Source organism: Candidatus Chromulinivoraceae bacterium (assembly GCA_035478595.1).
Taxonomy (GTDB): domain Bacteria; phylum Patescibacteriota; class Saccharimonadia; order Saccharimonadales; family Saccharimonadaceae; genus CAMLKC01.
The window spans coordinates 46,448-71,241 of record DATIJL010000016.1 but is presented as its reverse complement, the minus strand read 5'-3'; the positions used below and the strand labels follow the sequence as shown (position 1 = coordinate 71,241).

The following is a 24,794-nucleotide window of genomic DNA, read 5'->3' as shown; positions in this document are numbered from 1 at the left end:
CTATAGTGTTACTTGACAGTCTGCCTAGAGCAGGCTATTTAATTTGGGAGAAGCTAACGTTGGCAACCAAAGCTAAAAAACCAGCAGCTAACAAGGCGGAGAGCGCTGCGAAGGTTACGCGAATCGTCGCTACCGACTCTAAGCAAGCCGCCAAAAAAGAAAAACCAACTGTCGAAGCCTCTGCAGCGACGCCTAAAAAACAAACAAATGAGGGAAAAACGGGTATTCGCAACCCCTTCCCAGCTATCGGCGGTTATTTCGCCGGTGCTTGGTACGAGCTAAAAGAAGTCCGCTGGCCGAATCGCCGAGCAACGTGGGGACTTACGGTAGCCGTACTTGCGTTCACCGCGTTCTTCATCGTACTGATTTTGCTCCTCGACGCACTATTTAAATATTTATTTCAACTAATTTTAGGATAAGAGAAAACAATGTCAAAAAACCGATACGACTCCACCCGCCAATGGTACGCTATTCACACCTATAGTGGTTACGAAGAAAAAGTAGCCGAAAGTATTCGTCAGCGTATTAACGCGGTCGACATGGCCGACAAGATTTTTGACGTCATGGTGCCAAAGGAAAAGCAAATTGAAATCAAGAACGGTAAGCGCAAGGTCGTCGAGAAGAAAATCTTCCAGGGCTATGCCCTCGTCGAGATGAAGCTTACTGACGAAACCTGGTACATCGTTCGTAATACCCCTGGCGTTACGGGCTTTGTTGGTAGCGGCACCGAGCCAACACCAGTTTCAGACTCTGAGATTGCCAAGATTAAAAAGCGTATGGGCGTTGAAGACCCTAAGCACCACATCGACTTTTCAGAAGGTGAAGTCGTTTCTATCACCGATGGGCCATTCAAAGGCTTTGACGGTGCTATCGCTGAAATCGACACCCAAAAGGGCAAGATTAAAGTTATGGTCAGCATGTTTGGCCGCGATACTCCAGTAGAGCTCGACGCACTTCAGGTCAAAAAAGTTTAGCTCAATAGAGTTACATAAAAACAACAGCGCCTATTCGGCGCTGTTTTGTTTTGTTTCGAGACCTTCAAACGACTTGATAATATCTATAAGATCGGATAGGTTTATTTCAGCTTTAATAACATAGCCGTCCATATCTTTTTGAACCTTAGGATCGACCCGACTGGCATCACCTAGGTTTGTTAGTAGAACAATCTTAGCTCTCGTACAACCATACTCCTCATCGTGGCGAAGCATTTTTAGTACTTTTAGTCCATCAATCTTAGGCATCATAATATCTAGAAAAACGAGTTCGGGGCGAAACTCCTTGCCTAGACGTAGAGCATCTTCTCCATCAACGGCAACGGTAACTGTATACCCACGTCTTTTTAGATACTGCTCGTATATTGAGCGTAGTTCTATATTATCCTCAACGAGTAATATTTTTTGTAACCCAGCCACGTTTTCTCCTTGTCATAGTGTCTTTTTTATCTGTATCTGCGCGCAGTGTCTGAAGGTGTTCATCGGTAAATATAGGAAGCGTAAGGGTAAAAGCTGATCCTTTTCCTTCTTCTGATGTTACCGAAATAGTACCTTCGTGACGCTCGGCGATCGATCTTGCAATATAAAGTCCGAGTCCCGTGCCCTTGCTACCGCTATCAAGACCACCATGGACACGGTAGAACTTATTAAATAGATACTTCTGTGCTTCTTTAGATATGCCCACGCCCGTATCTTTTACGGTAACTGTGTAGGCATCGGCTGAAGTCTCTTGCAAGTCCATAACTACCGTACCACCCGGAAGAGTATATTTAATCGCGTTAGATAAGAGATTATTTACAATTTCACGTAGCGAAATCAGATCACCAACAACATACTTATCTTTTTGTGGACCACTATAGGAGAGGCTAATTTGGCGATCTTCAGCAAGAAATCGTGCGTCTTCGTAGGCATGCGCAACGCAGCTTGCAAGGTCTATTTTTTCCATATTCAATACCAATGTACCACGCTCAATACGCGTCACATCAAGGAGGTTATTTATAAGACCGCTTAATTCATTGATATTTCTGAGAGCTTTCGTTACATACAAGACACTATCTTGTTCGTGGCCTTTTGTCGATGCCATCTCAAGATAGCCACGCACAGCCGTCAGTGGAGTGCGAAGTTCGTGGGCTGCCATGGATACGAAATCAGTCTTCATATTTTCAAGCTCACGGCTCGATGTCTCATCATGAATCGTTACAATAGCGTGAGTGCGTCCAGCTTGAGGCTCTTCGTGTACCGGTGCAACAATGAGCTTTACATACCGCTTCGTGCCTTGCTTATCGGTAAACTGAAGATTCTCATATACTTTAACTGTCTGCTCACTGTAATTAACAGTAAAAGGCTGCATGCCCTGTTCCCATAAAAATACCTCTTTGAGATTCTTACCTAGTAAGTCCTTCGCCGTGCCGCCTACTAGTTTTTCGGCCGACCGGTTAGCAAGTAAAATGGTTGAATTTTCATCAATGGCAAAAATGCCCTCAATCGTAGTGTTTAAAATCACCTCGAGACGCTCTCGCTGAGATTCGATGCCTCGAATAAGTTGACTGAGATTTTCTTTCATAGAGTCAATGCTATTACCCAATATGCCAATCTCATCTTTACGCGTAAACGAAACACTCGCCGAAAAATCCCCATAGCCAATACGTTTGGCTATCGCGACCATACGCAAGATTGGCCTAGTAAAAAAGCCCGTCAAAACAAGCGCCATGGCAATAATAATCACACAGACAACACAGATAATCCAAATCATTGTCGTGCGGAGAGTGGCTGTAGATGCCAACGCCTCATCTTTATCAATTTTGTCGATCACTGTCCAGTTACTGAGACCTACTGCGTGAGTAACGTAGAGCACCTCATGACCCCTGTAGTCAGTAGCTGTTTTGTAAACGCCAGACGTAGTGTTGTTTGCATCGAGACTGGCAAGATTCGTCTGTAGGGCGCCGTCTATATTAAAACGCACAGGAAAGAGGGATATATTATCGGTACCGACAATCACCGTCTCGCCCGTCTGATCGAGACCAGTGAAGTCTTGAACGACCGCCGTGAGGTCGTCTGTGCGAAAAACGGCGCTCAAAATCACCTGCGCATTAATACGAGTTGACACCTCTAATTTAATGGAGTTGTCGCGAGGATCTTTTACGATGCGCACACTATTAACATCGCCGTTTCCCGGGGTTATGATTTTAGAAAGATAATCACTCGAAGATTGTTCAGTTACTGACGAGGCAATGAGTGTATTCGTCATATCGTAAAGACGAATATACTGCATTGCCGACTGACCAACCTCCATACCCTGGAGAATCGTATTGAGATGTTGCTTGGCTACATCGGATGGCTGTGCCAGGTACTGCGCCAAGCTAACGCGCAAATCATATTGGTTTGCCGCCTGAGTAGCCTGCTCTTGTCTACTTTGAACGATCGCATCAATCCGTTCGGTTTGTTTAATCGCGGTACTGTTCAACTGATTCGTGGTTTTTTCTAGAAGTGCGTTACTGGCAGATATATAAGCAAATATACCGACATCAAGCATTGGTATAAGACCAATGAGGAGTAGTGTGAGAATAAACTTTTGTCGGAATTTCATTATGCTATCGAGCCACTGGCGTAAAGATGCCGCTTTCTACCTGAAGCAGGTCGTAAGTGTAGTTTGTGCCCGGCTCTTCTCCATTTTGGTCAAACGATATATCTGCCGACATACCCTTAAAGTTAATTGATGGTAATGCGCTATGGATTGCTTCACCTGTTGTTGCACCACTACTAATCGTGCGGTAGATCGCTTCAAAAGCATCGTAGGCCTGTGGAGCGGCATAAAGCTGCTCGCTGACTTTATATTCATTAAGCATTAATCTTTTAAATGTATCTGATCCTGTAGGGAATGTGGTAATCGTCAATCCATTCGACGCTGTCGGTGCATTAGAAATAAGGGTTTTGTCATACATGACGTCCCCGCCAAACAACGGTACCACGAGCCCTACGTTACGCGCCACCTGAACAGCTGCCGTTGCCGTCACGAGAGAGTTAGGTGCAATAAAGATCGCTTGCGGATTAACCGCCTTAAGTTTCTGCATCTCAGTCGTCAGGTTAATATCGTCTGGTTCGGCATATGAAGTTGCCGCCACTTGTCCGCCAAGTGTTTTAAATTGTTCCTGGAAACTTGTACTCATTGCCGAGCCATACGGCTCGTTTGTGTAGAATACGGCAACGCGCGTAATACCTTTGTCGCGAATGGCCTTAGCCATATAAGCAGCTTGGTAATTATCCGAAGGAATTACCCGAAAGAAATAGTCATTTGGTATGGAGAGTGTTACGGAAGATGCCGATGGGCTGACCATAGGGATTTTATTACTATTAGCCAGTGGAAGAGCTGCAAGAGAAGCACTCGAACAGCCGTCTCCAATAACTGCAACAACGCCCTTATCTATTAGCGATTGCATTGCGCTCTTTGCAGTTTGTGGGTCGCAATGTGAGTCTGCTTGTACAAGTTCGATATTATCTGCATTCAACTGTTTTTTAGCCAGCTGGATACCTTTCATTGTGCCGTAGCCCATATTACTAGAACCTCCGGTAAAGGCCATCAATACACCAACCTTAATAGCTGGTTTCTTCTGCACAATTGAAGCCTCGTATCGCATATAGGCCCAAGCACCAGCGACTACTACTATAAGTACCGTAAGGCCGATCAACAAAGGTATAAGCCATTTCTTCTTAGGTTTATTCGCAACTGGTAATCCATTTGTTTCGCCACCCGCATGCAACAGATTTGGTATTTCATCTTCCGGCATCGTAAAACCCTCATGCTTATATGTTGTATTTATCATCCGTGAAAGCAGTCCCGTCTGTCAAGCCCCGTTTCAGCTTTACCAAATATCTCTTGAAGCAACCTCGAGACGCCAAGCTAGAAAATATTGAAAAGAAAAAAGAGCAAAGGCAAGCAGAGCAGCAAAGAATACGACAACATAGATTGCAACTGCCGTATCTCCTTGAACACCACACAGCGTCATGATTGCAAGACCAACAGCTGGAAGAGCTGTCACAAGCCCCTTAACGAGCCACATATGCCAGTTTGTTTGGGTTATTTTAAAAGCCTTAAGAATATATCGCATGAATCGGGATAAGTTCTTACTTACAAAGTATGGAAATGCTATAAAAATAATTATCGTGACGATAATGGCGACAGCCGTAACTCCATAGCTAGCCATAGACGCAACACCGGTCAAGTTATCCGGAATAGGAAGTATTTGTACAAACGGCTGATTATTCGGCATAGTCATAAAAGAACTATCGGCAAGCAACACAAAAAAAGCAGCCACAAATAACAACCAGGCCAGTAGCGAGCTCATATATCCTAGAAGACCTAGAATATTGACGCTCACCACACGGCCTGATAGCTTTTTCATCGTGCTTTTTAGTATAAACCATAAGCACGATGAGTGGTTAAGTTTTAGACTTTTTTATCATTCGTTAGACGAATCTCTTTTTTAAGCAGCTCGCCAGCTTCGCCGACCTCATACACTATGACTTCACCGGTCATAATCTCAACCGTATGCGCGTCATCATCGGCGATTCTATCGAGGTGTTTTATGAGTGCGCGTAGTGAATTGCCATGTGCTGCTACAATAACATTTTTACCGTTTTTGAGATCATTGAGAATATGTTGTTCATAAAAAGGAAGTACGCGACCGGAAACGTCTTTGAGAGTTTCGCCGCCCGGCACGGGGTGATCCCAGCTACGACGCCATTTCATAAACTTCTCTTCGCCATATTCTTCTTTGACCTGCCACTTGTTTTTGCCGGTTAGATCGCCGTAGTCGCGTTCGTTAAGCTCTTCGTGCTCACTTCGCTGAATGTCCTTGTAATCCAGATGCTCCATAATCTCATCGAGTGTATGCTTGGCGCGTTTCAATTTTGAGGTATAGGCACGATGAAGATCGATATCTTCTAGTGTACGTGCAGCTCGGCGGGCTTCTTCACGGCCATCATCCGTTAAAGATACATCCGTAAGACCCGTCCATTGGCCTAGAAGGTTCCACTCAGACTGTCCGTGACGGACAAGTACCAGATATGCCATTAATTCATCCCCAAAGCGTCACGGCCAGCATATTTTGCCTCTGCGCCAAGTTCTTCTTCAATGCGGAGCAACTCGTTGTATTTAGCCACGCGGTCAGTGCGACTCATTGAACCTGTCTTAATCTGACCTGTCGCAAGTCCGACGACAAGATGAGCGATCGTCGTATCCTCTGTCTCTCCTGAACGATGCGAGATAACTGCATTCCAGCCCGCTTCATGGGCCATAGCGACCGCATCAATAGTTTCACTCAGTGTACCAATTTGATTGAGCTTAATTAAAATCGCATTTGCAGCCTTTTCATCGATACCACGCTTTAAGAAACTAACGTTCGTGACAAGTAGATCATCGCCAACAATCTGCAGCTTAGTACCTATGCGTTTCGTGAGTTTGCTCCAAGCGTCCCAGTCATCCTCGGCCAGGCCATCCTCGATAGAGGCTATCGGGTATTTTTCCGCTAACTCCGCCAACCATTCAACCATTTCATCCGAACTTAGACTACGATTTTCGGTTGCAAGATGATACTTGCCATCTTCATACAGCTCGCTTGCTGCAACATCCAACGCTAATACAACGTCCTTACCCAATTCGTAACCAGCTTTTTCTACCGCAGCGCTAATCAACTCAAGCGCTTCGGCATTACCTTTTTTAACATGAGGCGCATAGCCACCCTCATCACCGACAGTCGTGCCGTAGCCGTTTTCCTTAAGTACCTTAGCTAGTGCATGGAAAATTTCCGCGCCCATTTGGATTGCCTTAGTAAAGGTAGGAGCTCCGACTGGCATAATCATAAACTCTTGAATATCAGTAGAGCCAGCCGCGTGCTTACCGCCATTGATAATGTTCATCATTGGAACGGGCAAGAGGAAGTCGCCATTCTCCTCTGCAAGTGAACGGAAGTATCCATACAATGGAATACCTTTTGAAAGAGCGACGGCTTTAGCAGCTGCAAGCGAAACGGCTAAGATTGCGTTTGCGCCTAGATTGCCTTTGTTTGGCGTGCCATCCAGATCGATCAACGTCTTATCGAGCACGCGCTGATCAGAGGCATCCATACCAATGAGCTTTTCAGCGATAATTCCATTAACGTTTCCAACCGCCTTCATAACGCCCTTACCGCCAAAATCACTACCACCGTCACGGAGTTCGACAGCTTCATTACTGCCAGTTGATGCGCCAGAGGGCACAGCCGCACGGCCAAGCGTACCGTCGCTTAGTACTACGTCCGCTTCAACAGTGGGGTTTCCTCGAGAATCAATAATTTGTCGGGCGTGAATTCGTGCAATATCCATAAATAGTTCCTCCAATTACTTGCAGTCCTATATTACACCTCGCTTATGCATAGCGAAAGAGGTCACATTACAACATGATCATTGACAATTATAAGCAATATGATAATATAAGCAACCAGTTCGCCAGTGTAAGTACTGGTGACCAATACGAGGAGCACTCTTGTCAATCAGTGTTTCCACCCGCGAGAGCAGCATCGTCGAGCCGTTCGACTTCGTGAGCCTGAACCGCACAATCGACATCGAACTGGCGTGGATGGCGTGGGGCGAAGAAGAGCCCGACACCACCAAGATCCAGCGCGAAATCGACCTCGCGTGGACGGTCTACGGTCTGAGCCAAATCGCCACCTCGCAGCAATCGCGCCGCGTCAACCCCGCTGCTCGCTCCATGAGTCGCGTGGGCAAGAAGTACAAGCTTCGCGCGAACCATGGTACCAAGAGCTTCTACGCCAGCATCCAGGCTGACAATTCCGCCAGGAAGAGCTGGCAGCGGGGCAGCTGCCGCGCCGGGCGTAAGTACGCTCGACTGGAGGCGGAGTGCCGCAACCCGCGCACTGTCAACCGTGCGTACAAGGAGCTGATTGGGTAATACCGACAAGATCCCTCATTCGACCCGGTGCTCGCATTTTACCGCGAGCACCGGGTCGGATCAGTCCCCTTGGGAGTTTTTATTTTATAGTGACCACCTTGAAAAACCAGAACGTTTTTGCTACAATAAATAACCGTTACGCACTCGGTAATACGAGTACAAAAGAAGGAAAATAATTCAATGGCTAAAAAAGTTATCGGAAACATCAAGTTCCGCGTGCCAGCCGGCCGCGCAACTGCAGGTCCTCCAGTAGGTTCTACCCTCGGTCAATGGGGCCTGAACATGATGGATTTCATTAACCCATTTAACGACGCTACCAAAGGCGATATGGGTAAAGACGTTATCGTTCACCTCCAAGTGTTCGAAGACCGTACCTTTACCTGGAAGTCTCTTGGTCAGCCAGTAGACGACGCTATCCGCGAAGCTATCGGTATCAAAAAAGGTAGCAGCAAACCACACGCCGAAAAGGTTGGTAAGATTACTCGCGCGCAGCTTGAAGCTATCGCAGAATCTAAGAAAGACCACCTTAACGCTATCGATATGGATGGTCGCGTTAAAGTTATCGCCGGCACCGCACGCTCAATGGGTGTCGAAGTCGTCGACTAATCCCACTTCAATCTCATAAAAAACACGACCTGAAAAATGGTCGTGTTTTTTATGAGCAAAAGATGGCACGAACAGCCAGCGTCATTACTCGTCCTTCTAAGCATGGTGTGTTTTGCATTTATTCGAAAAAAATGATATAATTTTATCGTCCTCGATCACGATTAGGGAGAAGGATGAATAAAGAGGAGAAGCGAGCTGCCGTTCTACGAGCAGCAGAAGCTCTGTTCGAACGTCTAGAAGAGACGGGAGACCCGCAAGTAGTCTCTGACGCGCCTCGTGCGCTCGGAGCAGAAGTAGATCTTCCCCCAGCAGAGATAGCGATCATACTCCGCGGTCTGCACCGCGCAAGGAAGATCGGACTCCTCGAAGGAGTGCTTGCTGGGAACGTCATCTACATCGCTCCACGTCAGTCACTGCTGCAGGTGCCCCGCACCTTCACGACAGGCAACGGATCAGTGAGAGTCACGAAGACTCGACCTGGTCAAGCCTCCCGAAGGCCGGCCACAAGTGAGCCGGAGGAGGCTGAACCGTCCGTCGAGCAACTCCTACGCGAGCAGATCACCACACTCGAAGGAACGATCACAGCCCTACGGGCGGCGTTCGAGAAAGAGCAGAGACGCACAAGCCGCGCAAACACGAAACGAGAGACCGCCGAGACGCAGATTCGCGGACTTGAGGCTACTCTCGCCGAAGTGCGGCAGACCGTCCGCAATCTGACACGGAGGATCGAAGAACTTCGACCCGAAGCCGATAAGGTACCCGGTCTGCTGGAAGAAATCGCCAAGTTGCAGGGAAGCAGGACTCCTGTTTCCAGCGACCTGGCCAGGACTCTTGGCAGACTCGCATCCACCTACGGAGATAAGGAGAGCTGATGTCCACTTCGAACAACGCTCGTCCAGGCATGGTTCTCCAGGCCCTGGGCGAGCAGTACGACGGATTCATTCTTGCCAGTGGCAGTAATGATGCCGTCGACAAGTTGCGCCGCACCCTGACGCTTCGAGCTGGCATGCGTGGTACCCTCTGTGCGCTCCTGCGCCAGATGGCCACCGACGGCAAGATCGTCATCGAAGTGAACGGCAACCGCTTCGAGACGATCGCGCTTCCGAACGCCACCATCCCCACCACCGAAAGTGAGGAGGCCACCATGGCCGCTCCGAAAGGCATGAACAGAACGTGTCAGCCGCAGTACGCCGACGGGAGAATCCTGTCGTCCAGGCTGACCAACGACGAGGTCGGACCCGTCACAACAACCTACGTCTCCCCCGATGTGGAGGAGACCGTCGTCACGACGGCCGAGCTCGCCATCGAGCGGCTCCACCAGGCCGGCAAGATCCGCATGGGACGCGTCGAGGTGCTGGGTATCATCGTGGGAGTAGTAATCGAACTCCACGATGTCCAGCCCGTCCTCGCCAAGCCCTTGGCCGAGCAGGTGTTCAGTCACCTGGTCAGCCATCGGGACCTCCATCGGGACCCTACCAGCAAGCGGAACGAGGCGGTATACGAGCTTCGTCTACCGGCAACCTCCATCGAGGAGGACAAGATGATCGACCAGCCGCCGCTCACCCAAGGAGAGGCGGTCGACCAGCTGGAGCAGTTGGTCAAGATCATCGAGACGCTGGAGAAGAGAGTAGTCCAGCTCACTAGTGAGCTGGAGACGGCTCGGTCGACTCACATCGACCCGGCTATCCTCGAACAGCTCACCACGAGCCTCGAAGTGGCAAACACCACGATCGAGAAGCTCCAGCGGAAGCTCCTTGACGCTGAGCAAGAAAAGCAGCGAATCGCGCGTACGCACGGAGGCGAGCTCAGCCGGCTGCGTACGCAACACGCCACGGAACTTCAGACGCTACGCGAACAGCTCAACGCCTCCGAGGAGGCCAGGCGTCAGCTCGAGACCGAGCTGACCGGACGCACCCGAGAGGTGTCGCCTGAGCTGCGCGCACGCTGGGAGAAGCTCGGCATCACGCTGAGCTGACCATGAGCCCGCCCGCCGGAAGCGGTTACCCATCCGGCTTGTGACCGTTTAGATGACGGACACAAACTAAGCCCCGGAAATCCCGGAGCTAAGGCCACGCTAACCACGTGGCCTTTTTCATCTTCAAAATTAGAAGATAGAATATAAACCATTAGCACTATTATCAAGGCTTTGCTAATATGAATGTATGCGTGCATTATGGAGCGGATCAATCAGCTTTGGACTCGTTAATATACCGGTACGGTTATATAGCGGTGTCAATCCACACGAGGGGATAGACCTAGATATGCTTCATAAGGACGATAACTCTCCCATTCGTTATGCTCGTATTTGCCGAAAAGATGGCGAAGAAGTGCCATGGAACGATATCGTAAAAGGTTACGAGTACCGTGATGGCGATTACGTAGTGCTTACGAAAAAAGACCTGGAAAAACTCGATAGTGAACAGACTGAAACGATAGATATTCAGCACTTTGTCGACGAAGACGAGATCGACATCCGTTACTACGAGCACCCATATTATCTCGAGCCAACCAAAGGTGGTGACAAAGCTTATGCGCTCCTTCGCGGAGCCCTAGAAAGCTCAGGCAAATCCGCGCTTGTAACGTTTGTAATGCGTGAGCGTGAACATCTAGGCGTTATTAAGCCCGTTGGTCGAGCACTCGTACTGACGCAAATGCGATTTCCAACCGACCTACGAGAAGCGACCGAGCTTAAGTTTCCATCTGAAACGAGTGTCACTAAAGACGAAGTCAAGGTTGCACTTAAATTAATCTCACAGGAAACCAAGCCGTTTATTCCCGAGGACTACGAAGACACGTTTACCGAAGAACTCGAAGACCTTATTGAAGCCAAAACCAAGGGCAAAAAACTCAAAAAACGACCATCCAAGCAGCCCGATACCCAGGCTAAAGACCTTATGACTGCACTTAAAGCGAGTTTGAAGGAAGAATAACCTCGTGGGGTTAGGAAAATACTTTTCCAAACGTTCATTTAGTAAGACCCCCGAACCTCAGGGTACTGTTAAAAAAAGTAAAAGTAAAAAGCTTTCATTTGTCGTTCAAGAGCATCACGCATCACAACTACATTACGACTTTCGCCTCGAACTAGACGGTGTCTTAAAAAGCTGGGCCGTGCCGAAAGGTCCATCTATGAACCCGCACGACAGGCACTTAGCTGTACAAGTTGAAGATCATCCGTACGAATACCGTACCTTTGAAGGTGTGATTCCAGAAGGTAACTACGGTGCCGGCAAAGTGATTATTTGGGATAAAGGCACATATGAGCCCTATCATGACAAATCGAACGACGAAGATACGATACGAGAAGAGCTACAGAAGGGCCACCTAACATTCTTTTTACACGGTAAAAAACTAAAAGGCGAGTTTGCTCTTATAAAAATGTACGGCAAAGACGAACACGCCTGGCTGCTCATTAAAAAAGGTGACGAAGAAGCTACGGCAGCAGACATTACAAAAGAAGACCGCTCAGTAATAAGCGGTCTTAAAGTGGATGATCTTGATGGTCATACTGGGCATCTAGCCTTTGATATTTCTACGTACCCACTCGTTAAAGTACCGTGGCGGGTAAAGCCGATGCTTTGCACGCTGATTGAGAAGCCATTCTCTCAGGACGGCTGGCTGTTTGAGATGAAGTGGGATGGCTATCGTGCCATTGCAAGCAAGCATCGAGACGAGGTTAGTTTGTACTCCCGTACCGACAATGACTTTAGTGAGCACTATCCTCCAGTTGTTGAGGCCGTGCGTGCACTTAAACACGATGTGATTCTAGACGGAGAGATTGTAGTTATAGATAAAGAAGGTCGTCCGCATTTTGAAGCGCTACAAAACTGGCGCACCAGCCCCACAGGTCAACTGGTCTACTATGTTTTTGACATTTTATGGTGTGATGGTCGTGATGTGCGAGAGATGCCACTCTTTCAGCGTAAGAAACTTCTACAATCTATCCTACCCGAGCATTCGGCTATTCGGTTTGGCGATGCGATCGAGACCAAAGGCGAGAAACTATTCGAACAGATTCAAGCCCAACATCTTGAGGGTATCGTGGCTAAAAAAGCTGACAGTCCTTACCGCGAAAACAATCGAGGTTCAGCATGGCTAAAAATTAAGACCCATTTGCGCCAAGAGGTCGTCATAGGCGGCTTTACTGAGCCTCGCGGAGGACGGCAATATCTAGGTTCGCTTGTTGTCGGTATGTACGAAGGTGAGAAATTTATCTATACAGGGCATTCAGGCGGTGGCATTCCAGATAACCAACGCAAACTCCTACGTGAAAAATTAGACAAGCTTGAGCGCAAAACATCGCCATTCGCGACAGAACCGAAGCCAAACGCAACCGTCCACTGGGTACGCCCAGAGCTCGTATGTGAAATGAGTTTTAGCGAATGGACAAGCGATAGCCGCATGCGCCAGCCAGTATTCGAGGGACTTCGCCCTGATAAAAAACCAACAGCCGTCCACCACGAGAAGCCGGCTACAATTACGCAAAAGGAGGAGGCTCCTATGAAAAAAGGCCACGTAGAATTTACTCATCTCGATAAAGTATTTTTTCCAAAAATGGGTTATACCAAGGGTGATATTGTCGACTACTACGAATCGGCGGCTGATTTTATACTGCCGTATCTTAAAGATCGTCCGCTGTCTCTATTGCGACAGCCCAATGGTATAACTGGCGAAGGTTTTTTCCAAAAGAACATGGAGCACCTGCCAGATTGGGTTCCAGCAACAGACATATTTTCAGACTCTCATAATGATACACTCCACTGGATGGTAGGAGGTAAGCTTGAAACACTACTGTATGCTGTGCAACTTGGCAGTATCGAGATAAACCCATGGAACTCACGGGTTGGACATCTCAATACACCTGATTGGCTTGTGATTGACCTCGACCCAGAGGGTGTCACGTTTAAAGACGTTATTACCGTAGCGTTAGAAGTCAAAAAAGTGTGCGACGAATGGGGCGTAGCCTGCCTGCCTAAGACATCTGGCAAGACTGGCATTCATATTTATGTACCCCTTGGAACAAAATATAGTTACGAACAAGCCAAAAACTTTGCTCACTTACTGGTGCTCGAGATAAACAAGCGCCTACCTAAACTTACCAGCGTAGAGCGTATGCCGGCTAAGCGGCCGCACCGCATTTACCTTGATTTTCTCCAAAACAGAGAAGGTCAAACCCTCGCGGCACCGTATTCACTCCGTCCCACACCAGATGCCAGCGTTTCTATGCCGCTACACTGGGATGAAATAAAGCCGGGCCTCAAACCAGCCGACTTTACCATTAAGAATGCCCACAAACGGCTAGATGCAGTAGGCGATTTATGGAAGCCTGTTCTTGGCAAAGGTGTTGATATTTCTACGATCTTGAAGTCACTCGAATCGTGATATCATAGCCCCATACAAGGGGAACATAAAAAAACATGCCACACGTTCACACCGAACCCGGCCAGCACGACCACACGGCAAGTGCCTACGTATTTAGAACTGATTTTAGCGAACCTAAAATTATGCTGCATCTTCATAAAAAGATCGGCAAATACATGCAGTTCGGCGGCCACATCGAGCTTAACGAAACACCATGGCAAGCTATAAGCCATGAGCTTGAAGAAGAATCCGGGTATCTCCTGGAGGATCTTGCCATATTACAGCCGACCCACCGTGTTCCGCAGCTACCAGACGCAACCGTTCACCCCGTGCCACTTGCGCACAGCACGCACCCATTTGGTAATGGTATCGATCATTTTCATACTGATATCGCATACGCCTTTACGGCAAGCAAAGCGCCCACTCAAAAACCAGTCGAAGGCGAATCGACCACCATTAAATTACTGACTAAAAAAGAGCTGCTTGTGTTCGATGAGTCACTTATTCCGGAGAATGTCAGGCAGATCGCCTTATTCGGGTTCAACCACGTACTTGCCGAGTGGGAAGCTGTCCCCGCTAAGACATATAAATAGTTGTAAAAACTGCTTATGCCATTGACCGTTTAACTGGCCGAAGCGCTATAATAAAGAAGGTCATGAGAGTACTGGTGGAGAGCCTTTTTACTAGCAGACCTTTATACAATACAAGCCGGCATGCACACTGACAGTTGTTAAGCGCCCCTGCACGGACTACATATTCAATCGCTACTTCAGGTGATACAGCAAATAATATAGGCGGTGTTATTTGTCTCCTTGTAGCTGCTCTATAAATCCGCAACTGACCAATTTTCTTGTTGTCAGTTTTTTCTTTACCAAAAATCAAAAAAATCATCTTTAGAGTAAGGGAGTACGAATATGAAAGATCAAACTACCATTAACAGCCCAGTTGACGTTACCGCAATCGGCTTTAGCCGCGGTATGCGCGCCTACCCACGACGCATCGAGTTTCAGGGCACGACGTACGATTTTATCGACGCCGGGCTGCGAACCGTTGTACGAAGCGGTGAGCGGATCTCGCAGATCTTCACGATGACAGACGGTCGCCAAAACTACCGTCTTCGCAGCGAAGGCAGTAATTGGACTCTGCTCAGCGTATTCTAGCTGAACAAAGGTAAGTAAAGAGAGAGGGTGCATAATCCTCTCTCTTTACTTTTTAGCGTATATATGTTATTATTACACGAGTTGTTACTGTCGTCGCGAGAAAGACCTTTTCGCGCAGTGACAAAGAGGAGGCACTCATGCCGCAGTCCCAGGGCCCCGAGCTGGACGTCGCGTTCGGCCAGGCCGCACTCGTGCGCTTCCCGGGAGCGGGTCACTACAAGATCGGCGACGCCATGATCAAGAGCGGCCTGCTGATCCCCGGCGGCTTCCAGAGCGTCGACATGAACACCGTCGTACTGATCGTGCCCGCCGGCACCAGCCCGACGGACGCCGTCGTCCGCCTCACCGCAGAGATCGAGAAGCTCGCCAAGAGCGGCGAGATCCGGGTCTAAGCCCACATGAAGAGAGCCCGTGGCCGCATTCCAGCGTCCACCGTCGGCCCTTCAGGTGGGCTCTTTTCATATCATAAGCATATACACTTGTTACACACATTCGAACATAGTTAAATAATGAACGACGAGCGGGGCAGGCGGAACGGAGAAGCCATGAAGAAAGAAGTACCATTCGTCAAGGTCGACCGAGCACACACTGTCGTACAAGAAGGTAGTGTGCGGTTGCGACTCAAAACGTTTTGGGCCAGGTTGGAACCCGATGAGCTCAGTGATATCGAGGGTGTTGAGGTTGTTCACCTCCGGAGCATGCCGAGTAGGCAGTTCACCTCAATCGAAGAGTACGACATCATCATCCAGGGTGATGAAGACCGACGAAGGATCGTACAAAATGCAATCCTTCAGACGCTTCGAGGAAATACGCGAGGACGCAACGCACTCGTGTTTCTCGCAAACAGAATGCTCTAATCGTACGCGACAGCCGCCCCGCTCGTCACGTACAATCTGAAATCATTTACAAAACACCAGCAATGCATTTATCGGTCAAGGAATCTCGGGTCTACCATACCTTGATTAAACGGTTCTCGACGGTGACCGAAAGGCTTTCGATCAGCTTGTCCAAGAAGGATCGAGCCAGCGCACTTAACCTATACGTACCGAGTCTCCGCTGTCATGCATACATAGCGAATGTTTGCACTTATTTTGAAAAAATGTCATAATGATTCGACTTTCTAGACCGGAGAGGTGAGAGTAGTGCTCGACAAAATGAGACACGTCCGTCGACGTCCCCTGGAGATCCAGCTCAAGAGGTGGCTCAACGAACAGATCCTGCAGCCCGCAGCCAACCGGCCCCGGGATGTGGTCGTAGGCAAGGGAACACTGTTCGAACAGGCCTGCCATGTCAATCCGTGCGCCGTCGCCATAGGTGGCGTCGAATACATCGACCTCGATGTTCGTGACGAGCAGGGTGGCAAGGTCATCATGACCATTCGCACACGCGCTGGCAGGTATGTAGAGACGCTCTGGCGTTGAAAGTAGTGTCCGCTCGCCTGGGAATTTTCCCCGAGGCGAGCGGACACATGATCCATTGATAAAATTATCTAAAAATGATACAATAACGTTATAAATAATCAATGTTGGGAGGCCTGAAGGCCGCTTGCACCACAGAAAGGGTTTATACCTATGGCTAAAAAAGCCGAATTACTCGAGCAAGCCAAAGAGCTCAAGCTCGAAGTAACCGAAAAGAACACAATTGCAGAGATTGAAGCTGCAATTGCAACAGTCGGAGCTGTAGAGACTGAAGCAGAGGCTACTACTGAAGAAAAAGCCACTGCAAAGGCCGGTAAACGTAGCGACAAAGCCGCTCGCGAGGCTACCGAAAAAGCAGAAAAAGAAGCTCGCAAGGAAGCTGGCGACACTACTCCTCAATCCGAGGAAGCAGAAGCTCATACTAAAAAAGGACCTAAGCCAGTTACCCGTCCACTTCTCGAACGTCGTGGTAAAAGCTACCGTAAACTTGCTGAGCTTGTTGAAAAAGGTAAGACTTACTCACTCGCTGATGCCCTCGAGCTTGCAACCAAAACTAACCCTGTTAAGTTTGACGCATCTGTAGAAGTTCACGTTCGTCTTGGTGTTGATCCACGTCAGGCTGACCAGAACGTCCGTAGTACTGTATCCCTACCAAACGGTAGCGGTAAGACTATTCGTGTTGCAGTCTTTGCCCCAGAGGCAGAGCACGCTGGTGCCAAAAAAGCCGGTGCCGATGTTATCGGTGACGAAGAGTTCTTGAAACAGCTTGAAAAAGAAGAACTCAACTTTGACACGCTTATTGCAACTCCTCAGTACATGCCAAAACTTGGTAAATACGCTCGCCTCCTAGGGCCACGCGGCCTTATGCCAAACCCTAAGGCGGGTACCGTTGCAACTGACGTCGTAAAGGCTGTTTCTGAAGCCAAAGCTGGTAAGGTTGAATACCGCGTTGACAAGCAAAGTATCGTACACCTTTCAATTGGTAAGGTATCGTTTGGCGCTGAAAAGCTCGCAGAGAACGCTAAGGCATTCTTTGACAGTCTACAGAGCCAGAAGCCATCAAGCCTTAAGGGTGCCTACGTTAAATCAACCAGCATCTCAACAACCATGGGGCCTGGCATCAAAGTAGAAGATATCGTTAAATAATATCTATTTCATAAAAATGCCTCGCTTTTTTACAGCGAGGCATTTTTATTTCCAAAAAGCACAACAATCAAACCAACAGTAATATGTCATACTGGAAATATTAAGGGTAGAGAGGGATGAGGTATGCGCCAGTATTTGGACTTGCTCCAGGATATAAAAACAAACGGACACGAGAAAACAGATAGAACCGGAACGGGTACAAAAAGTGTCTTTGGTCGCCAGATGCACTTTGACCTGAGCGAAGGGTTTCCGGCCATTACGACGAAAAAACTATTCCTTCGAGGTATTATTCATGAGCTGCTGTGGTTTTTACAGGGCAGTAGCAACATCGAATATCTCGTACAAAACAATGTAAACATCTGGAACGAATGGCCATTCAAGGCCTACCTACAGGCAACCGACCAGGAGATTCCTGCAACGGGTTCCGACGAATGGAACGCTAAGCTCACTGAGTTTATAGAGAAGGTTAAATCTGATCACGAATTCGCCGTAAAATATGGCGAACTTGGACCTGTGTATGGTTACCAATGGCGCCACTGGCCAGACGGCAAAGGCGGAGAAATCGACCAGATCACCAGAGCAATCGAGATGATTAAAAATAGACCCGATTCCCGCCGCATCATAGTGTCTGCCTGGAACGTTGCTGATATCGACGAAATGGCTATTGCTGGCCTGCCTCCATGTCACACCTTGTTCCAGTTTTATGTAAATGACGGGAAACTCAGTTGCCAGCTATACCAGCGTAGCGCCGATACGTTTTTGGGCGTGCCATTCAACATTGCGTCGTACGCACTTCTAACTATGATGGTTGCACAGGTAACAGGTCTCGAACCAGGCGAGTTTGTCCACACGCTTGGTGACACTCATCTTTACTTGAATCATCTCGAACAAGTCGACGAGCAGCTCTCACGCGAACCACGACCATTGCCAACTATGAAAATTAATCCAGAGATAAAATCCATCTTCGACTTCACGATAGATGATTTCACACTAGAAGGCTACGACCCTTATCCTGGTATTAAAGCACCGATTGCAGTATAGGTAAAAACCATGATTTCTTATATTGTTGCTGCGGATAAAAAGGGTGCTATCGGCAAAGATAACCTAATCCCTTGGAGGATTCGTTCCGATCTTGCTTCACTAAAGCAGCTTACACTTGGTAAGGTGGTTATTTTAGGACGCAAAACCTATGATTCTATGGCCGCCTACTATGATCGTAGTGGACGACCAATGCCAGGCAGACTGTATATAGTTATAACGCGAGATGCGGAGTACACGCCAAAGCGAGATAATGTCGTGGTCGCCCATTCGCCCGACGACGCGCTAAAACGGGCAAATCAGACCGAGAACGATATTTTTGTGATTGGTGGCAGTCAGATTTACGAACTTCTTATGCCCTATGCGGATCGCATCTATCTGACTGAAGTAGATACGATCGTTAATGGCGACACGTTTTTTTCGTTCGATAAACGCGCGTGGCACGAGACGTCTCGATCGCATCATGAAAAAAGCGACAGAGATGAATACGACTTTGACACGATTGTATTCGATCGCATAGCCTAGGTTTAAGTTGTCCAGTTAATCAAAATATGGCATACTGTAGGGTATAAATTAAGGAAACAAACACCTGGGGAGGTGAGCACTAAAGATAAAGAATGCGCTGGTAGGGCGCCTTTGTCTAATGCGGGAGTACAAGGATGAGCGTTTACAGCAACACAGAAATTAAAGCCGCCATTGCCGGTGGTACCATTGTATGCACGCCGTACAACGAAGCTCATGTTAGCGAGGCAAGCCTCGACTTTACTTTGGGACATTATTTTTATAAGCAAGAATACCAAGAGCAGGCGAAGGTGTATAATCCTTTCGATCAAGGTGATGTTGAGCGCTATTTTAAGGGTCCTCTTGAGGCCATGCCGCATAAACAATGGTGCGAAGAACACGGATATCAACTCTTTGCTAATATTCCAGAGGATCACCCTATTATCGTCCTACGACCTGGCGAGCGTATTTTAGCTCACACCCATGAATTCATGGGTATTCGAGCACATGGCGGCGCAAGTGAAGTACGTTCGCGTAGTAGCTGGGGACGTAACGGAGTAGCTGTTTGTTTCGATGCTGGCTGGATTGACCCAGGCTATATTAATCGCATTACACTTGAGATTTACAACCTTAACGAGCACGAATCAGTCGTATTACCGGTTGGCGAACGCATGGGGCAAGTAATTTTTCACCACACTGGCACAGTAGACGGCGAATACAGTGACGGCCGCGACGGTATGAGTGGCAAATACCAGCACACAAGCGACCTCGACGAGTTGATAGCTACCTGGTCGCCCGAACACATGCTTCCGCGCGCCTATAAAGACAAGCGAAAATTGCCGCCAGTTGTCAAAGGCCTTCCTAGAGGACTGAAGTAATGAGCGAGCTCGGCAAATATTTTGTCATCGAGGGTCCCGATGGAACTGGCAAGACTACCCAGGCACAGATTCTTGTCGATGAACTAACTAGGCGCGGTCTTAAAAGTCGTTACGTACATGAGCCGGGCGAGACGCCAATGGGGCTTGAACTAGAAAAGATCATAAAAAACCGTGATCTTACACGTGAGCCTTCAACAGATTTGCTACTCTTTACTGCTAACCGCCTTGAGGTCTATCGCCAGGTCATTGAGCCGGCACTCCGTGATGGAGTAGTTATCGTCGCTGATCGAAACTGGCTTTCTTCAGTCGCATACCAAGGAGTAGCATGCGGCATGGGAGCGGAGGTAATTCGTGATGAAACAAAAAAATGGTTACCTAATGAATACATAGAGCCCACCTTCACCGCACTCCTATACGTACCCGAACAACAACACCAGCAAATGCTTGCACGGCGAGGAACGAGCGCCAAGGATTACTTTGAATCAAAACCTGATGAATTTCAGAGTTTACTACAAAAAGGGTATGCTGAAGCAGGTCAAATGGTTGCTAAACGCCACACCGTAGATGGACAAGATATGCCCGCAAGTGCTCGTATTTCTGCAGGGGGTAGCATTGATGAAGTGCACGCACGTATCATTCAAAAGCTCGAGGAAGTACAACTTATTTAAGAGCTCGAGTTGCTGCCTGAGAGATTTTCAGTAGCAGACGGTTCATCAACGTACTTGGCATAATATGATGTCGCAAGCGGCTGAAGCCACTTGCGTGAACGTTCGTTCTCGACAGGAAGAAGTTTAGCGTATGGATACCAACCTTCAATCTTTTTATAAATCCGAGCGTGCCCCTCTGGGTCATGCAACATACGATCAAGATATATGTCATTGTCGGCACGAGCCTCCTTGTCACCGCGCACCAGGAAAGCGCGACGCTGCACCACTTGCAATATACCGCTGTCCGTTTGATGTTCGGCGATTGTTTGTTTACGCAGCACTGTAGCCACAGGAAGTTCTGCCTTATAACTTTTTGTTTTATAGCGACCGGGTTCGTCCAGAAAATCAAAACCCATCCAAGCAAGAGAGTACATCACCTCGTCATCCATTTCTTGAGTTGCCTGGAAATCAAGTGGGTGAGACAGTTTAGCAAGCTCCACAGACTCTAATTTTGGATATTCCATAAGCAGAGCCAGGAGTTCGGCGGGCGTCGCGGTGCCGTTCTTAGCTTTTTCGTAGCGGGCGTCCTCTTCATCTACCGAACCACGTTGAAGTGCGCCAGGGTTAAGCTCAAGCCGACGCCGTTGTGAGTCATAGAGTGAAGATTCGACCAAACTGCGAAGTTCACGCGAGAGATCAGGTGAATCAACCCAGTCATACTGATTCACCGCGGCATCCATGGCTGCATCGATACGTCCGCTGATACGAAGAACAGATGCCGCCAAATAGGTTTGACGTTTTTTACGAAGCCAACTACCTTCTTCTTCAACGGCCGTCCAAGGTTCAAGTGGAACAGCTCCATACTCGGAGCGTTCTTTCCGTGAAACCGGATGCTGGGGTTGCTTTTCTTTCATTCGACCGTTTATTATACCATAAAACTCGTAAATTAACAATTAATGCTCAGTTCGCAAAAACTGTTGACATTTTCACAGGTTGTTTGCTACACTACAGATAGACATTGCCAGAGACAGTAGCGGTGAAGTATCACTTAATCATGCTACCGAGGAATGAAATAAACATTTCGAGTCAAGTCTTTGGTAATGCGAGAATCAAAGACTTTTTTCATTTCTTTGAGCCTCTCATTACCGTACGTTGACAATTCGGTCAGAAAAATTAAAACCCTTCGGGGCACAACTAAAGAAAGGTTTTTATGGCAATTTCACGCGATAAAAAGAACACTTTGGTTGCTGAAATGAGTGAGGCACTTGCAGGCTCTAAGATGGCTGTGTTCGCACAGTATCAGGGCTTAAGCGTTGCTGATATCCAAGCTCTTCGTGCGCAAGCACGCGAAGTTGGCGTAACGATCAAGGTGGCTAAAAACCGTCTTGTCCGCGTCGCTCTTGGCTCAAACGATACGTACAAAAATACCGACACTTCATCACTCACAGGCCAGTTGCTTTACGCAATTAGCAGTGAAGACGAGGTAGCTCCAGCACAAGTTTTGAGTGCGTTTGCAAAAACACACCCAGCTCTTGAATTTGTTGGTGCTTTCTCAGGTGAAGGTGCACTCTTGAGTGCTGCAGAGGTTACGGCACTTGCTGGTCTACCTAGCAAGAACCAACTTATCGGCCAAGTGGTATCACAACTGCTTTCACCAGTTCACGATGTTACCAATGCACTATCTGGCAACCTACACGCGTTGCTTGATGGCATTGAAGCAAAAGCAACCAGTTAATCAAGTTAATTCATCCGGTTATATTCATATAACCGGATACTAAATCAAGGAGTCTACTATGGCTGATATTAAAAAGCTTGCAGAAGAGCTTACTAAGCTTACTGTACTCGAGGTTAATGACCTCAAAACTATCCTTAAGGATGAATATGGCATCGAGCCAGCTGCTGCAGCTGCTGTTGCCGTAGCCGCTCCAGCTGAAGCTGGTGCTGCTGAAGACGAAAAAACTGAGTTCACTGTTAACCTCAAGGACGCAGGTGCTCAGAAAGTTGCTGTCATCAAGGCAGTTAAAGAAATCACCGGCCTTGGCCTTGGTGAGGCAAAAGCCCTCGTTGACGACGTTCCAAGCGTTATCAAAGAGAAGGTTACTAAAGACGACGCCGAAGCTGCTAAGAAGCAACTCGAAGAAGCTGGCGCAACTGTCGAACTCAGCTAATTTTATTCTGACCGAATTACAACCAATCATAGAACGGCCGTTTACCTTGCGTAGACGGCTGCTTTATTTGCAATCAATATTATTAGCCGATATACTATCTACCAGTGAGCACTAACCAACAAATTATTATCAGCATTATTATTCCGCCATCTACGCGGTGCTGATTGCTCATATATAAATATTAGAAGATACACGAGCACTCCGGCCGCTGAGCCGGAGTTTTTTGTTGTCTAAGAAGGAGATACCATGACCATAGCACTTGAGCGCCAGACATACCGAGCAAGTATGGGTGAAGAAGCATATGCCACGATCGATAATCGTCGCGAAGAAATGGGCGAGCAGTTTGAACTTACCGAGCTAGACCGTGAGTTTTCCCTCTACACGCATAGGCTTGGAGCGTCCGGCCTTTACCTTGCCGATGCTGCAGCCAACTATGCACGGACGTTTAAGTGGCGTGGGGCTTACAATGCCATGTCTGTATTGAAAGAACAAGGTGTCGAGTCTGTCACCGTGCCCTCTGCGGGTAACCATTTACGTGGGGCTGTTATGGCCGGAAAGATTTTAGGAATGAGAGTTCATGGTGTTGTACCAACATCAGCTCCGATGAGTAAGAAAGAGGGCGCTAAACAATTGTGGGGCGACACTCCCGGCTTTAACCTCCATGTAGTTGGCGACAGCTTTGACGAAAGCCTCACATGGGCGCATGCAAGCGCCGAACAGCTCGGTGAAGTTGTCCATCCGTTTGACGACCCGCTCGTATCTGCAGGCCAAGGTACGCTGGCTGACGATATCTACGGCAGTGCCCTGGAGTCAAACCTGGATCTTCGACACGTAGTATTGCCTGTCGGCGGAGGCGGTCTATTTCGTGGCGTTGCCGAGCGTTTCAGGGAGCTTGGAGCTAACATCACAGTCCATGGTGTCGAGGCACAAGGCAGCAATAGTTTATCACGCAGTGCAGAGGTTGGCGCGGTTGTCGATGCGACACATCCCAATACACGATATGGAGGTTCCGCGGTAAAAAGAACAGCTGAGCGAACACTCGATGCCTACCAAACCTTTCCAAATACCACGTTATGGAAAGTAGACGACGATGAAGTAACGGCAGTTGTAGAAGATTATTTAGAAGAAATTCATTACCGCAAACTCGATCGTTGCTCCAGTTTTGTACCGTTCGAACCTACAACTCTTGTTGCCGTAGCTGGACTCTCAAAAATAACCAAGGCATATCCAGGTGAACTGATTGCCGTCGTCGGAACAGGGCGAAATGATGCGCCCGGAGCTATCTGGCAGTCATGATAAAAATGACAACGTTTACAAAACTACCCCTTAAAATAATGTGGAAAACTGAATAACTTTTGTATGCTACAATGATAAAAAGCATGAGTACTATACGCGCCGCTCAAAACGGATTTACTATCGTCGAGATACTTATAGTTATCTCTATAATTGTTATCTTGGCGTCCATAACTCTGGTTGTATACGGTAATGTACAGAATAGTGGTTACGATGCGTCCGTTCAGTCAGACCTAGATAACTCGACAGGCCTGCTTGAGTCATTCCGTGTAAGTACTTCAACTACTCATTATTTTCCACAAACAAGTACCGATCTCAGCCCGCTTAACATAAAGGCTACTAAAGGCGCCTACGATGTAACGACCGCGGTCAACTTTGTATATTGCGTAAACACTTCCGACTATCAGTCGTATTATATTGCCGCGCTCAGTAAGGCTGATACTATATTCTTGATGACGCAAGATGGTTTTGTGAATAATACTATACTGACAAAAAATAGCTTCTCTAACGCAACCACGCTCTGTAGCGCGCTCGGCTCCAATATTGGACTTGGCTCCGCGGGAATGTCCGCCCCAAACACCTGGCAGTCCTGGACGCACACCTAAACATTTGACAGGTAGCATTGTGGCTGGTATATATAGGG

The 24,794-nt window shown here is 48.0% G+C and carries 28 protein-coding genes, 1 pseudogene and 1 other annotated feature; of the genes and pseudogenes, 20 read left to right on the top strand and 9 right to left on the bottom strand.

Annotation, left to right across the window (positions count from 1 at the left end; genetic code table 11):
- The first annotated feature begins 59 nt into the window (after positions 1-59).
- Together secE and nusG are read left to right on the top strand one after the other, a co-directional pair.
- On the top strand, positions 60-419 hold the full coding sequence (gene secE / locus VLG36_05130) for a preprotein translocase subunit SecE (protein ID HSW78156.1): 360 nt from the start codon (positions 60-62) through the stop codon (positions 417-419).
- Positions 420-428: 9 nt separating this feature from the next.
- Positions 429-974 carry a transcription termination/antitermination protein NusG gene (nusG, locus tag VLG36_05125; protein HSW78155.1) on the top strand — a complete coding sequence of 182 codons (546 nt, stop codon included), beginning with the start codon at positions 429-431 and terminating at the stop codon, positions 972-974.
- A 30-nt stretch (positions 975-1,004) separates the two neighbouring features.
- Here nusG and VLG36_05120 read toward each other — a convergent pair whose 3' ends face one another.
- The 7 genes from VLG36_05120 to VLG36_05090 all read right to left on the bottom strand — a co-directional run bounded on the left by VLG36_05120 (position 1,005) and on the right by VLG36_05090 (position 7,947).
- The gene (locus VLG36_05120; GenBank protein ID HSW78154.1) at positions 1,005-1,412 is read right to left on the bottom strand and encodes a response regulator; all 408 of its coding nucleotides are present in this window, start codon (positions 1,410-1,412) and stop codon (positions 1,005-1,007) included.
- A complete protein-coding gene (locus VLG36_05115; protein HSW78153.1) occupies positions 1,381-3,579 on the bottom strand; it encodes an ATP-binding protein in 2,199 nt (732 codons plus the stop codon). Before VLG36_05115 ends, VLG36_05120 begins: the two co-directional genes overlap by 32 nt.
- 4 nt (positions 3,580-3,583) lie before the next feature.
- Complete coding sequence (locus VLG36_05110) at positions 3,584-4,777, bottom strand: penicillin-binding protein activator (GenBank protein ID HSW78152.1); 1,194 nt, start codon at positions 4,775-4,777, stop codon at positions 3,584-3,586.
- A gap of 75 nt (positions 4,778-4,852) precedes the next feature.
- Positions 4,853-5,392, bottom strand: a complete 540-nt coding sequence (locus tag VLG36_05105) for a hypothetical protein (protein ID HSW78151.1) — start codon at positions 5,390-5,392, stop codon at positions 4,853-4,855.
- Between the two features lie 44 nt (positions 5,393-5,436).
- Positions 5,437-6,063 (bottom strand): 2,3-diphosphoglycerate-dependent phosphoglycerate mutase, encoded by a 627-nt coding sequence (locus VLG36_05100; GenBank protein HSW78150.1) that lies wholly within the window; start codon positions 6,061-6,063, stop codon positions 5,437-5,439.
- A complete protein-coding gene (eno, locus tag VLG36_05095; protein HSW78149.1) occupies positions 6,063-7,352 on the bottom strand; it encodes a phosphopyruvate hydratase in 1,290 nt (429 codons plus the stop codon). Before eno ends, VLG36_05100 begins: the two co-directional genes overlap by 1 nt.
- A 163-nt stretch (positions 7,353-7,515) precedes the next feature.
- Positions 7,516-7,947 carry a hypothetical protein gene (locus VLG36_05090; GenBank protein HSW78148.1) on the bottom strand — a complete coding sequence of 144 codons (432 nt, stop codon included), beginning with the start codon at positions 7,945-7,947 and terminating at the stop codon, positions 7,516-7,518.
- Positions 7,948-8,118: 171 nt separating this feature from the next.
- On the opposite strand from VLG36_05090, the gene VLG36_05085 reads away from it, so the two are divergent.
- The 9 genes from VLG36_05085 (at position 8,119) to VLG36_05045 (ending at position 15,919) form a co-directional block, all read left to right on the top strand.
- Complete coding sequence (locus VLG36_05085) at positions 8,119-8,544, top strand: 50S ribosomal protein L11 (GenBank protein HSW78147.1); 426 nt, start codon at positions 8,119-8,121, stop codon at positions 8,542-8,544.
- Between the two features lie 173 nt (positions 8,545-8,717).
- Positions 8,718-9,416: a hypothetical protein gene (locus VLG36_05080; GenBank protein ID HSW78146.1), complete on the top strand. Its 699-nt coding sequence runs from the start codon at positions 8,718-8,720 to the stop codon at positions 9,414-9,416.
- A gap of 29 nt (positions 9,417-9,445) precedes the next feature.
- The gene (locus VLG36_05075; GenBank protein ID HSW78145.1) at positions 9,446-10,519 is read left to right on the top strand and encodes a hypothetical protein; all 1,074 of its coding nucleotides are present in this window, start codon (positions 9,446-9,448) and stop codon (positions 10,517-10,519) included.
- A gap of 187 nt (positions 10,520-10,706) precedes the next feature.
- Positions 10,707-11,474 carry a Ku protein gene (locus VLG36_05070; protein ID HSW78144.1) on the top strand — a complete coding sequence of 256 codons (768 nt, stop codon included), beginning with the start codon at positions 10,707-10,709 and terminating at the stop codon, positions 11,472-11,474.
- 4 nt (positions 11,475-11,478) lie between these two features.
- Positions 11,479-13,923 carry a DNA ligase D gene (gene ligD, locus VLG36_05065; GenBank protein ID HSW78143.1) on the top strand — a complete coding sequence of 815 codons (2,445 nt, stop codon included), beginning with the start codon at positions 11,479-11,481 and terminating at the stop codon, positions 13,921-13,923.
- A gap of 35 nt (positions 13,924-13,958) precedes the next feature.
- The gene (locus VLG36_05060) at positions 13,959-14,495 is read left to right on the top strand and encodes an NUDIX domain-containing protein (protein ID HSW78142.1); all 537 of its coding nucleotides are present in this window, start codon (positions 13,959-13,961) and stop codon (positions 14,493-14,495) included.
- 321 nt (positions 14,496-14,816) lie between these two features.
- Positions 14,817-15,062, top strand: coding sequence for a hypothetical protein (locus VLG36_05055; GenBank protein ID HSW78141.1), 246 nt, complete (start codon positions 14,817-14,819; stop codon positions 15,060-15,062).
- Positions 15,063-15,199: 137 nt separating this feature from the next.
- Positions 15,200-15,454 (top strand): hypothetical protein, encoded by a 255-nt coding sequence (locus tag VLG36_05050; protein HSW78140.1) that lies wholly within the window; start codon positions 15,200-15,202, stop codon positions 15,452-15,454.
- Positions 15,455-15,571: 117 nt separating this feature from the next.
- Complete coding sequence (locus VLG36_05045) at positions 15,572-15,919, top strand: hypothetical protein (GenBank protein ID HSW78139.1); 348 nt, start codon at positions 15,572-15,574, stop codon at positions 15,917-15,919.
- A 174-nt stretch (positions 15,920-16,093) separates the two neighbouring features.
- Here VLG36_05045 and VLG36_05040 read toward each other — a convergent pair whose 3' ends face one another.
- A complete protein-coding gene (locus VLG36_05040) occupies positions 16,094-16,585 on the bottom strand; it encodes a hypothetical protein (GenBank protein ID HSW78138.1) in 492 nt (163 codons plus the stop codon).
- Between the two features lie 351 nt (positions 16,586-16,936).
- Here VLG36_05040 and rplA point away from each other — a divergent pair.
- From rplA to tmk, 5 genes and pseudogenes are all read left to right on the top strand, one after another.
- Positions 16,937-17,626, top strand: a pseudogene (rplA, locus tag VLG36_05035) (50S ribosomal protein L1).
- Between the two features lie 123 nt (positions 17,627-17,749).
- Positions 17,750-18,667: a thymidylate synthase gene (thyA, locus tag VLG36_05030; protein ID HSW78137.1), complete on the top strand. Its 918-nt coding sequence runs from the start codon at positions 17,750-17,752 to the stop codon at positions 18,665-18,667.
- 9 nt (positions 18,668-18,676) lie between these two features.
- On the top strand, positions 18,677-19,189 hold the full coding sequence (locus VLG36_05025; GenBank protein ID HSW78136.1) for a dihydrofolate reductase: 513 nt from the start codon (positions 18,677-18,679) through the stop codon (positions 19,187-19,189).
- Between the two features lie 134 nt (positions 19,190-19,323).
- Positions 19,324-20,043, top strand: a complete 720-nt coding sequence (locus VLG36_05020; protein HSW78135.1) for a hypothetical protein — start codon at positions 19,324-19,326, stop codon at positions 20,041-20,043.
- Positions 20,043-20,711 (top strand): dTMP kinase, encoded by a 669-nt coding sequence (gene tmk / locus VLG36_05015; protein ID HSW78134.1) that lies wholly within the window; start codon positions 20,043-20,045, stop codon positions 20,709-20,711. The genes VLG36_05020 and tmk overlap by 1 nt, the downstream gene beginning before the upstream one ends.
- Here the strand turns inward: tmk and VLG36_05010 are convergent.
- Positions 20,708-21,604: a hypothetical protein gene (locus VLG36_05010; protein HSW78133.1), complete on the bottom strand. Its 897-nt coding sequence runs from the start codon at positions 21,602-21,604 to the stop codon at positions 20,708-20,710. The genes tmk and VLG36_05010 overlap by 4 nt on opposite strands.
- An 89-nt stretch (positions 21,605-21,693) precedes the next feature.
- Positions 21,694-21,822, top strand: a sequence feature (ribosomal protein L10 leader region).
- Between the two features lie 78 nt (positions 21,823-21,900).
- On the opposite strand from VLG36_05010, the gene rplJ reads away from it, so the two are divergent.
- The 4 genes from rplJ to VLG36_04990 all read left to right on the top strand — a co-directional run bounded on the left by rplJ (position 21,901) and on the right by VLG36_04990 (position 24,756).
- Positions 21,901-22,425 carry a 50S ribosomal protein L10 gene (gene rplJ, locus VLG36_05005; protein ID HSW78132.1) on the top strand — a complete coding sequence of 175 codons (525 nt, stop codon included), beginning with the start codon at positions 21,901-21,903 and terminating at the stop codon, positions 22,423-22,425.
- A 58-nt stretch (positions 22,426-22,483) separates the two neighbouring features.
- Positions 22,484-22,858, top strand: a complete 375-nt coding sequence (gene rplL, locus VLG36_05000; protein ID HSW78131.1) for a 50S ribosomal protein L7/L12 — start codon at positions 22,484-22,486, stop codon at positions 22,856-22,858.
- 246 nt (positions 22,859-23,104) lie between these two features.
- Entirely contained in the window at positions 23,105-24,154 is a 1,050-nt protein-coding gene (locus tag VLG36_04995; GenBank protein HSW78130.1) for a pyridoxal-phosphate dependent enzyme, read from the top strand.
- An 83-nt stretch (positions 24,155-24,237) separates the two neighbouring features.
- Complete coding sequence (locus VLG36_04990) at positions 24,238-24,756, top strand: prepilin-type N-terminal cleavage/methylation domain-containing protein (protein HSW78129.1); 519 nt, start codon at positions 24,238-24,240, stop codon at positions 24,754-24,756.
- Positions 24,757-24,794 lie beyond the last annotated feature (38 nt).

Coding starts and splice junctions, on each gene's coding strand:
- VLG36_05070 (HSW78144.1), top strand. CDS start 10,707: ATGCGTGCATTATGGAGCGGATCAATCAGCTTTGGACTCGTTAATATA.
- VLG36_05080 (HSW78146.1), top strand. CDS start 8,718: ATGAATAAAGAGGAGAAGCGAGCTGCCGTTCTACGAGCAGCAGAAGCT.
- VLG36_05105 (HSW78151.1), bottom strand. CDS start 5,392: ATGAAAAAGCTATCAGGCCGTGTGGTGAGCGTCAATATTCTAGGTCTT.
- VLG36_05055 (HSW78141.1), top strand. CDS start 14,817: ATGAAAGATCAAACTACCATTAACAGCCCAGTTGACGTTACCGCAATC.
- VLG36_05115 (HSW78153.1), bottom strand. CDS start 3,579: ATGAAATTCCGACAAAAGTTTATTCTCACACTACTCCTCATTGGTCTT.
- nusG (HSW78155.1), top strand. CDS start 429: ATGTCAAAAAACCGATACGACTCCACCCGCCAATGGTACGCTATTCAC.
- VLG36_04990 (HSW78129.1), top strand. CDS start 24,238: ATGAGTACTATACGCGCCGCTCAAAACGGATTTACTATCGTCGAGATA.
- VLG36_05045 (HSW78139.1), top strand. CDS start 15,572: ATGAACGACGAGCGGGGCAGGCGGAACGGAGAAGCCATGAAGAAAGAA.
- VLG36_05110 (HSW78152.1), bottom strand. CDS start 4,777: ATGCCGGAAGATGAAATACCAAATCTGTTGCATGCGGGTGGCGAAACA.
- VLG36_05060 (HSW78142.1), top strand. CDS start 13,959: ATGCCACACGTTCACACCGAACCCGGCCAGCACGACCACACGGCAAGT.
- rplL (HSW78131.1), top strand. CDS start 22,484: ATGGCTGATATTAAAAAGCTTGCAGAAGAGCTTACTAAGCTTACTGTA.
- VLG36_05100 (HSW78150.1), bottom strand. CDS start 6,063: ATGGCATATCTGGTACTTGTCCGTCACGGACAGTCTGAGTGGAACCTT.
- VLG36_05020 (HSW78135.1), top strand. CDS start 19,324: ATGAGCGTTTACAGCAACACAGAAATTAAAGCCGCCATTGCCGGTGGT.
- VLG36_04995 (HSW78130.1), top strand. CDS start 23,105: ATGACCATAGCACTTGAGCGCCAGACATACCGAGCAAGTATGGGTGAA.
- VLG36_05085 (HSW78147.1), top strand. CDS start 8,119: ATGGCTAAAAAAGTTATCGGAAACATCAAGTTCCGCGTGCCAGCCGGC.
- VLG36_05075 (HSW78145.1), top strand. CDS start 9,446: ATGGTTCTCCAGGCCCTGGGCGAGCAGTACGACGGATTCATTCTTGCC.
- tmk (HSW78134.1), top strand. CDS start 20,043: ATGAGCGAGCTCGGCAAATATTTTGTCATCGAGGGTCCCGATGGAACT.
- VLG36_05050 (HSW78140.1), top strand. CDS start 15,200: ATGCCGCAGTCCCAGGGCCCCGAGCTGGACGTCGCGTTCGGCCAGGCC.
- VLG36_05010 (HSW78133.1), bottom strand. CDS start 21,604: ATGAAAGAAAAGCAACCCCAGCATCCGGTTTCACGGAAAGAACGCTCC.
- eno (HSW78149.1), bottom strand. CDS start 7,352: ATGGATATTGCACGAATTCACGCCCGACAAATTATTGATTCTCGAGGA.
- thyA (HSW78137.1), top strand. CDS start 17,750: ATGCGCCAGTATTTGGACTTGCTCCAGGATATAAAAACAAACGGACAC.
- VLG36_05025 (HSW78136.1), top strand. CDS start 18,677: ATGATTTCTTATATTGTTGCTGCGGATAAAAAGGGTGCTATCGGCAAA.
- rplJ (HSW78132.1), top strand. CDS start 21,901: ATGGCAATTTCACGCGATAAAAAGAACACTTTGGTTGCTGAAATGAGT.